Origin of the sequence: Rhodococcus sp. IEGM 1241 (genome assembly GCF_033142365.1) — a bacterium.
GTDB lineage: Bacteria > Actinomycetota > Actinomycetes > Mycobacteriales > Mycobacteriaceae > Rhodococcus_F > Rhodococcus_F erythropolis.
This window is the reverse complement of sequence record NZ_JAWLSE010000004.1, coordinates 333,063-339,470: the sequence shown is the minus strand read 5'-3', so window position 1 is coordinate 339,470 and position 6,408 is coordinate 333,063. Positions and strand designations below refer to the sequence as shown.

At 62.2% G+C, this 6,408-nt stretch carries 8 protein-coding genes; 5 read left to right on the top strand and 3 right to left on the bottom strand.

Annotated features, from left to right (window positions below):
• Nucleotides 1-171: 171 nt before the first annotated feature.
• Nucleotides 172-837, top strand: a complete 666-nt coding sequence (locus R4P70_RS19970) for a hypothetical protein (protein WP_317831340.1) — start codon at nucleotides 172-174, stop codon at nucleotides 835-837.
• A gap of 225 nt (nucleotides 838-1,062) precedes the next feature.
• Entirely contained in the window at nucleotides 1,063-1,950 is an 888-nt protein-coding gene (locus R4P70_RS19965) for an alpha/beta fold hydrolase (RefSeq protein WP_003945464.1), read from the top strand.
• 1 nt (nucleotide 1,951) lies between these two features.
• Here R4P70_RS19965 and R4P70_RS19960 read toward each other — a convergent pair whose 3' ends face one another.
• The gene (locus R4P70_RS19960) at nucleotides 1,952-2,770 is read right to left on the bottom strand and encodes an HAD family hydrolase (RefSeq protein ID WP_097387860.1); all 819 of its coding nucleotides are present in this window, start codon (nucleotides 2,768-2,770) and stop codon (nucleotides 1,952-1,954) included.
• A gap of 62 nt (nucleotides 2,771-2,832) precedes the next feature.
• Nucleotides 2,833-3,303 (bottom strand): MarR family winged helix-turn-helix transcriptional regulator, encoded by a 471-nt coding sequence (locus R4P70_RS19955; RefSeq protein ID WP_097387861.1) that lies wholly within the window; start codon nucleotides 3,301-3,303, stop codon nucleotides 2,833-2,835.
• 111 nt (nucleotides 3,304-3,414) lie between these two features.
• On the opposite strand from R4P70_RS19955, the gene R4P70_RS19950 reads away from it, so the two are divergent.
• From R4P70_RS19950 to R4P70_RS19940, 3 genes are read left to right on the top strand one after another with little or no spacing between them, the layout of a single operon-like run.
• Nucleotides 3,415-3,930, top strand: a complete 516-nt coding sequence (locus tag R4P70_RS19950; RefSeq protein ID WP_317831336.1) for a VOC family protein — start codon at nucleotides 3,415-3,417, stop codon at nucleotides 3,928-3,930.
• A 37-nt stretch (nucleotides 3,931-3,967) separates the two neighbouring features.
• Entirely contained in the window at nucleotides 3,968-4,756 is a 789-nt protein-coding gene (locus tag R4P70_RS19945) for a pirin family protein (RefSeq protein ID WP_042950829.1), read from the top strand.
• A gap of 1 nt (nucleotide 4,757) precedes the next feature.
• Nucleotides 4,758-5,822 (top strand): maleylacetate reductase, encoded by a 1,065-nt coding sequence (locus tag R4P70_RS19940; protein WP_097387863.1) that lies wholly within the window; start codon nucleotides 4,758-4,760, stop codon nucleotides 5,820-5,822.
• Nucleotides 5,823-5,829: 7 nt separating this feature from the next.
• Here R4P70_RS19940 and R4P70_RS19935 read toward each other — a convergent pair whose 3' ends face one another.
• Nucleotides 5,830-6,351 carry an Lrp/AsnC family transcriptional regulator gene (locus R4P70_RS19935; protein ID WP_317831330.1) on the bottom strand — a complete coding sequence of 174 codons (522 nt, stop codon included), beginning with the start codon at nucleotides 6,349-6,351 and terminating at the stop codon, nucleotides 5,830-5,832.
• Nucleotides 6,352-6,408 lie beyond the last annotated feature (57 nt).

Sequence of the window (6,408 nt, the reverse complement as noted above, 5' to 3'; positions counted from 1 at the left end):
GTTTGTCCGCGCACGGCAAATCCGCACCGCGGGGGCCACGCTTTGGTGCGCCCGGGGGGGGGGCGTTTAACACCCCCGGGGGTTTAATAAGGGCCCACAGCAGCGAGGCGGCATACTTGTCTAGCCGCCCGGAACCGGTCCGGCGGTACGACGTGCGGTGGGGAGCCAGCGGTGAGCGAGTCAACAGGCACTACGAACCTCGAGCCCGTGCTGATCAGTCCCGTCGTCGGCGGAATGATTCGCACCTGGTCCGAGGACGAGACCCGCTTGTGGAGCGTCGACGATCCCGCCGCTCTCGGCGCACTGCTTGGACGCGGCCTCGTAGCTCGTACTGCTCTGCCGGACAACAAGTTCCGAGAAGTTGCGTTTCTGGATACCCAGACCCAGGCCCTCACTGTGCAGCCGCGCTTCGCTTCCCCGGACAGCACTGCCCTCGCCGCACCGTTCACGCTCACCGAGGCGTCGGCCCCGACCGGCGACGCTTGGGAAGATCTCGAATCGGTACTCGCGTCCATCGCGATCTCCGCTGCTGGACGCGGCGAATTCTGGCTCGCGGAACTCGGCGGGTGGGATTCTCCGCACGAGCCGAACTGCCTCTTCACGACCGTCGACGAATCGGGCCTGGCCAACGCAGTCATGGAGGCAACCCCCGCACCGGTGGGCACAGGCGTCTGGCCGGAGGTTCCGAGCGACCAAACCGGCGTATCGGTGTCGGCACCAGCCTCACAGGACACCATCGAGGCTGCCGGAATCTTCGCGGTTTCAGCGATCGAGACGTGGGGCGTCACACCGTGGGACATCAACCTCACGTTCGGCAAACTGGTCGATTTCGCCTGATCAACGGCGCCGACACGCGGCGGTGAGTTGTACGTCTCCTCTCAGCCGACGGCTCACGGTTCGTCACAACACGCCCGATGGCCACGACATCGACCCCCTCGATGGGCATACTGAGGGAACTGGGGTTACTCCCGGTCACAAATACCCGTGGATCCGCGTCGGGGCGGGTGCGGTCCGACAACACGCGAGCAGCCACAGACACTGGCGGCTCCGAAAGGTTCAATCATGGCAACCGACCAATTACAGACGGTTGTATTGCACGGCGACCAGCTCAAATACGTCGACCAAGGCAGTGGCCCCGTCGTGGTGCTCATTCACGGCCTGCTGGGCGCGCACTCCAACTGGGAACCGCAGATCGAGACGCTCTCGCGTCATTACCGCGTGATCGCCCCTGATCTCTTCGGACACGGTGCGTCGGACAAGCCTGCCGGCGACTATTCACTCAGTGCTCACGCCGCCACTGTGCGTGACCTCCTCGAAGCCCTCGACATTCCGTCGGCCACCCTGGTCGGACACTCCCTCGGTGGTGGGATCGCGATGCAGACGCTGTATCTGTTCCCCGACCGGGTGGAGCGGCTGTGCCTGGTGGCCAGCGGTGGACTCGGGCCCGAGGTGAGCCCACTCCTGCGCGCGGCGACACTGCCCGGCAGCGAACTGGTACTTCCCGTCCTCGCGTCGAGGACGCTGACCGACGTGACCGACAAAGCGCTCGGACTTTTCAACAAGATCGGCCTGTTCAAGCTCGGTGCCAGCGCAAGCGAGGCCCGTAAGAGCTTCGCTTCGGTATCGGACGCGTCGACACGTCAGGCATTTCTGGCGACGGCACGATCGGTCATCAATTACAACGGTCAAACCGTCAATGCCACTCCGCATTTCGCCAACTTCAAGAATCTGCAGGCACTACTGGTGTGGGGTGAGGAAGACACCATCATCCCCAACGCCCACACCGAGAACGCTCGCGCCGAACTACCGCTGGGGCGGGTGGAGATCTTCAAGCGAGCCGGACATTTCCCGCACCTTGACTACCCGGATCGCTTCGACCGCGTCTTCTCCGAATTCATGACGGACTGCGGAGTCGGTATCGGCACCGGACCCAAGGCCGTCAGCAGCTGAACTAGCGCCCCGCAACCAACTCTTCGAGGTAGCTCGCCACGCCGTCCTCGTCGTTCGTGGGCAAAATTCGGTCGGCGAGCTCGATGACCTCGGTTCTCGCGTTGGCCGGCGCCAGAGCCGTTCCAGCCCAGGTCAGCATGGCAACGTCGTTGAAGGCGTCACCGGCTGCGGCCACTTCCGACGCGTCGATGCCGTCGATCGCGCACAACTGCGCGAGAGCGCTGGCCTTCGAGACGCCCGCTGCAGCCATTTCCATGTACGGGGCGCCGGAGTGGGTCAACTCCACGCCCTCGATGCCCGCAGCGACGGCTGTTCGGTACAGGTCGGCGCTGGAAACCTCCGCATGCCGGGCCACGATCTTGACCATCGGCTCGACATCGAGCGGCAAGGTGTCGGCCAGCACCATCTCGTGCAGGTGCCGGTGATGGTCCGCGAACTCGCACATAGCGGCGTACTCCGGCTCAGCAAAGAATTGGGTGGGTCCGACGTTCGCGAACACGACGCCCGGAACCAGCGCCCGAACTTGCTCCATAGCCGTTGCAGCCAAGGACATTTCGATCGAGACGGTGTCGACGATCTCCGGCGTCCCGTCGGCGAGGTCGAGAATCACAGCTCCGTTGGCACACACAGCTTTACCGCGAAATCCGCACGAGTTCGCCAATGTGTGTACCGAATGCCGGGCGCGGGCCGTCGCCCACACAACTTCGATTCCGGCGAGCCGCGCGTTCTCCATGGCCTGCGCGGTGCGCGCCGAAATCGTTCGGTCGGAGCGCAGCAGGGTGCCGTCGAGGTCGGTTGCGAAGATACGAATGCGGGTCACCAGACAATGATGGCAGTCCGTTCGCAGCCCTCACCAACTACGTGACACGGACCGTTGCTCTGTCAATTACCTGACTGGGTCTCGAGAAGGTGCCGACGCATCTCGCCGAAGACCACACCGAGCCGCTCGACATCTCGCGGGCTCAGCAGATCGAACATGCCCTCCCGCACTGCGGCTACGTGCGCCGGGCTTGCCGACGCCAGTTTGTCGGCACCCGAGTCGGTCAGCTCCGCATTGGCGCCCCTCTTGTCGTCGACACACTCAACCCGGCGCACCCACCCTGCGCCGACCAATCGATTTACGGCCCTGGTCACACCACTTCGGGTAGCCATCACAGCGTCGGCGAGCTCACTCATGCGCAGTTGCCGGCCGGGCGCTTCGGCGAGAGCGACCAGCAGTTCGAAATCGGTGAAGGAAATGTCGGAGTCTCGCACCAACTGCTGATCGAGAACACGCTGGAGCAGTCGGGTCGAGTCCAGGTAAGCCCGCCAGGCCGTTTGCTCCGAGTCGCTCAACCACCGCGTCGATTCCATGACAGCAGCATATCCGAAGTAGTTGACAACGAAATCAAATGATCTATTCTCAATGTAGTTGATCAGTCAACTACCTGTTCGAAGAGAAGGTTCAACCGAGAGGCGGGCGCCATGAGCGACAACAACGCAGTGCAGTTCGACAACGCAGTGCAGTTCGAGGAACGCCGGGCCGAGATCAGGGATCGACATCTGCTCCCCTCCGACAAACGACCCGCATCGACCGCACGCGGCCTGCACCATACGGCCCTGATCAGCAGTGACGTCGAACGAACCGTGAAGTTCTACCAGGATCTCCTCGGATTCCCACTCACCGAGTTGATCGAGAACCGTGACTATCCCGGGTCGTCGCACTTCTTCTTCGACATCGGCAATGGCAACCTTCTGGCCTTCTTCGACTTCCCGGGTCTCGACGTGGGCCCGTACCAAGAAGTACTCGGCGGCCTCCACCACATCGCGATCAGCGTCGAACCTGCCAAGTGGGCGAAGCTGCGCACCCAACTGACCGAGGCCGGCGTCGAACTGATCGAGCACAGAGAGGTCTCGTTGTACTTCCGCGATCCCGACGGCGCTCGACTCGAGCTGATCGCCGACCCCCTCGGCGAGATGTACGGCAATCACGTCCTCTGAAAACTTGCTCTCCCCCACACCATTCGGAAGGCACACCATGACCTCCACTCTGTCGCAGCCGAACCTCGATATCCGTCGATCCGAGGATCGCTTCAAGTCCAATGCCGGCTGGCTGGACTCGAAGCACTCGTTCTCGTTCAGCAATCACTACGACCCGAAGAACACTCACCACGGTCTTCTCCTGGTCAACAACGACGACATCGTCACGCCCGGAATGGGATTCGACACCCACCCGCACCAGGACATGGAGATCGTCACCTGGGTACTGAGAGGTTCTCTCGTACATCAGGATTCGATGGGGCATTCGGGCGTCATCTACCCCGGTCTTGCCCAGCGGATGAGCGCTGGAACGGGAATCCTGCATTCGGAGAAGAACGATTCGTGGCGACTCGGTGACGTGGCGGGCGCGCATTCCGACAAGCACAGCGATCCGGTTCACTTCATCCAGATGTGGGTCGTCCCCGACGAAGCCGGGATCACACCCGGTTACGAGCAGTTGGAGATCGACGCCGAATTGCTTGCCGGTGGGTTGGTTCCGGTCGCCTCGGGTATGGACGCGTACGCCGATCACTCGGCAATCCGGATCAAGAACAAGTACGCCGCGATGCACGTTGCGCGTCTGCAACCCGGACAACCTGTGACCCTGCCGGACGCACCGTTCCTGCATGTTTTTGTCGCCGACGGTCAGGCCGCCATGGAAGGCGTCGGAGTGCTCGAACAGGGTGACGCGGTACGAGTATCCGGCGGTGGAGGTCAGCAGCTCAGCTCCGATACCGGGGCAGAGGTCATCGTCTGGGAAATGCACGCCACCGTTTCGCAGGGATGACATGAAGCCCTTCTCGTACGACGCTTCACCGGCTCGAATTGTCTTCGGCCAAGGGACGATCGATACGATCGCCGAAGAAGTGCGGCGGCGCGGCCGTAGCCGAGTGATGGTGCTGGCAAGTCGTCGACTCGACGCGGTTGCCGCCGCCGTGACCGAATCTCTCGGCGACATGGCGGTGGTCCGCTTCGACGGCGCTGTGATGCATACTCCGATCGAAGTCACGACAGCCGCGCTGAGACTTGCCGAGAACCATCACGTCGACACGGTCGTCGCGATCGGCGGCGGTTCGGCAACCGGGTTGTCCAAGGCACTGGCACTACGAGCGGGGTTCGATCAGATCGTCGTTCCGACAACGTACGCGGGATCAGAAGTCACTCCGGTGTTGGGTGAAACAGAGAACGGACGCAAGACAACTCGCTCCTCTCCCCACATCAGACCGGAAACCGTCATCTACGACGTCGACCTCACTCTCGATCTGCCGCTGGATACCACCGTCACCAGCGCCGTCAACGCGATGGCGCATGCGGTTGAAGCGTTGTACTCCATCGAGTCCAACCCGATCACGGACTCGATGGCGATCGAGGCGATCTCCGGGATCGCCCGTGCGCTGCCGAGCATTGTCGATGATCCGAAAAATCTGGAAGGTAGGGCCGAACTACTACAAGCGGCCTGGTTGGCCGGAACTTGCTTGGGCACAGTCGGTATGGGGCTTCATCACAAGTTGTGCCACACCGTCGGTGGCAGCTTCGGTTTGCCGCATGCTCCCACCCACACCGTTGTCCTCCCCCACGCGATGGCATTCAACGCGCCTGCTGTCCCGGATGTGATGTCGCGAATAGCGACTGCTCTGGGCGCATCCGATGCCGCTACCGGCGTTTTCGACCTCGTCACCGCGTGCGGCGGACCGACCACTCTGCGAGAACTGGGAATGAGTCACGATCAAATCGAAAATGCAGTCGAACTCGCCACCTCCGCCGCGTATCCGAACCCGCGTGAGATCACCCCGCCGGGCCTGAGCGAACTCCTCGAGAACGCCTGGTCCGGGCGTCGACCCGCCATCAGGTGAGAACTAATCAGGCAGTACCGCCTCGAGGCCTGACGTGTTCGAAGATCAGAATCGTCTCGGTCGCAGCAACCGCTGGATGTGCCGAGAGATTGTTGACGACGAAGTCACGCAACTGCGCCGAATCCGTCGTTGCGACGTGCAGCATGTAGTCGTCGACACCGGCAACGAAGTACACGTTGAGCACCGAGTCCAGCTTGGCGAAATCGTCGCCGAGCCGGTTGAGGTGCGACCGTGCGTTGGCCTGCAGTCGAACTGCGATCATCGCCTGCAGATCCATTCCGAGAGCGGCGGGGTCGATGTCCGCGTGAAATCCCCTGATCACGCCGTTGTCCACCAAGGCGCGCACACGGCCGAGGCATGTCGACGGCGCAATTCCCGCGATCGCGGCCAGCGCATTGTTCGGAATCCTCGCGTCTTTCGCCAGCTCTTCGAGCAGAACCCGGTCGACCTCGTCCAACTGCACGGCAGCCCGAACATGCTTCGGCGAGGCGGCCGTCTGAATACCGATTTTTGAACTTTCGCGCACCATGAATACAGACTAGAGAATTATCTTCACTTCTCTTCACTATCTGGCGACGAAACTTCA

Excerpts from the sequence above, each read along its gene's own strand:
- R4P70_RS19965 (WP_003945464.1), top strand. The coding sequence starts at position 1,063 with ATGGCAACCGACCAATTACAGACGGTTGTATTGCACGGCGACCAGCTC.
- R4P70_RS19955 (WP_097387861.1), bottom strand. The coding sequence starts at position 3,303 with ATGGAATCGACGCGGTGGTTGAGCGACTCGGAGCAAACGGCCTGGCGG.
- R4P70_RS19950 (WP_317831336.1), top strand. The coding sequence starts at position 3,415 with ATGAGCGACAACAACGCAGTGCAGTTCGACAACGCAGTGCAGTTCGAG.
- R4P70_RS19945 (WP_042950829.1), top strand. The coding sequence starts at position 3,968 with ATGACCTCCACTCTGTCGCAGCCGAACCTCGATATCCGTCGATCCGAG.
- R4P70_RS19940 (WP_097387863.1), top strand. The coding sequence starts at position 4,758 with ATGAAGCCCTTCTCGTACGACGCTTCACCGGCTCGAATTGTCTTCGGC.
- R4P70_RS19935 (WP_317831330.1), bottom strand. The coding sequence starts at position 6,351 with ATGGTGCGCGAAAGTTCAAAAATCGGTATTCAGACGGCCGCCTCGCCG.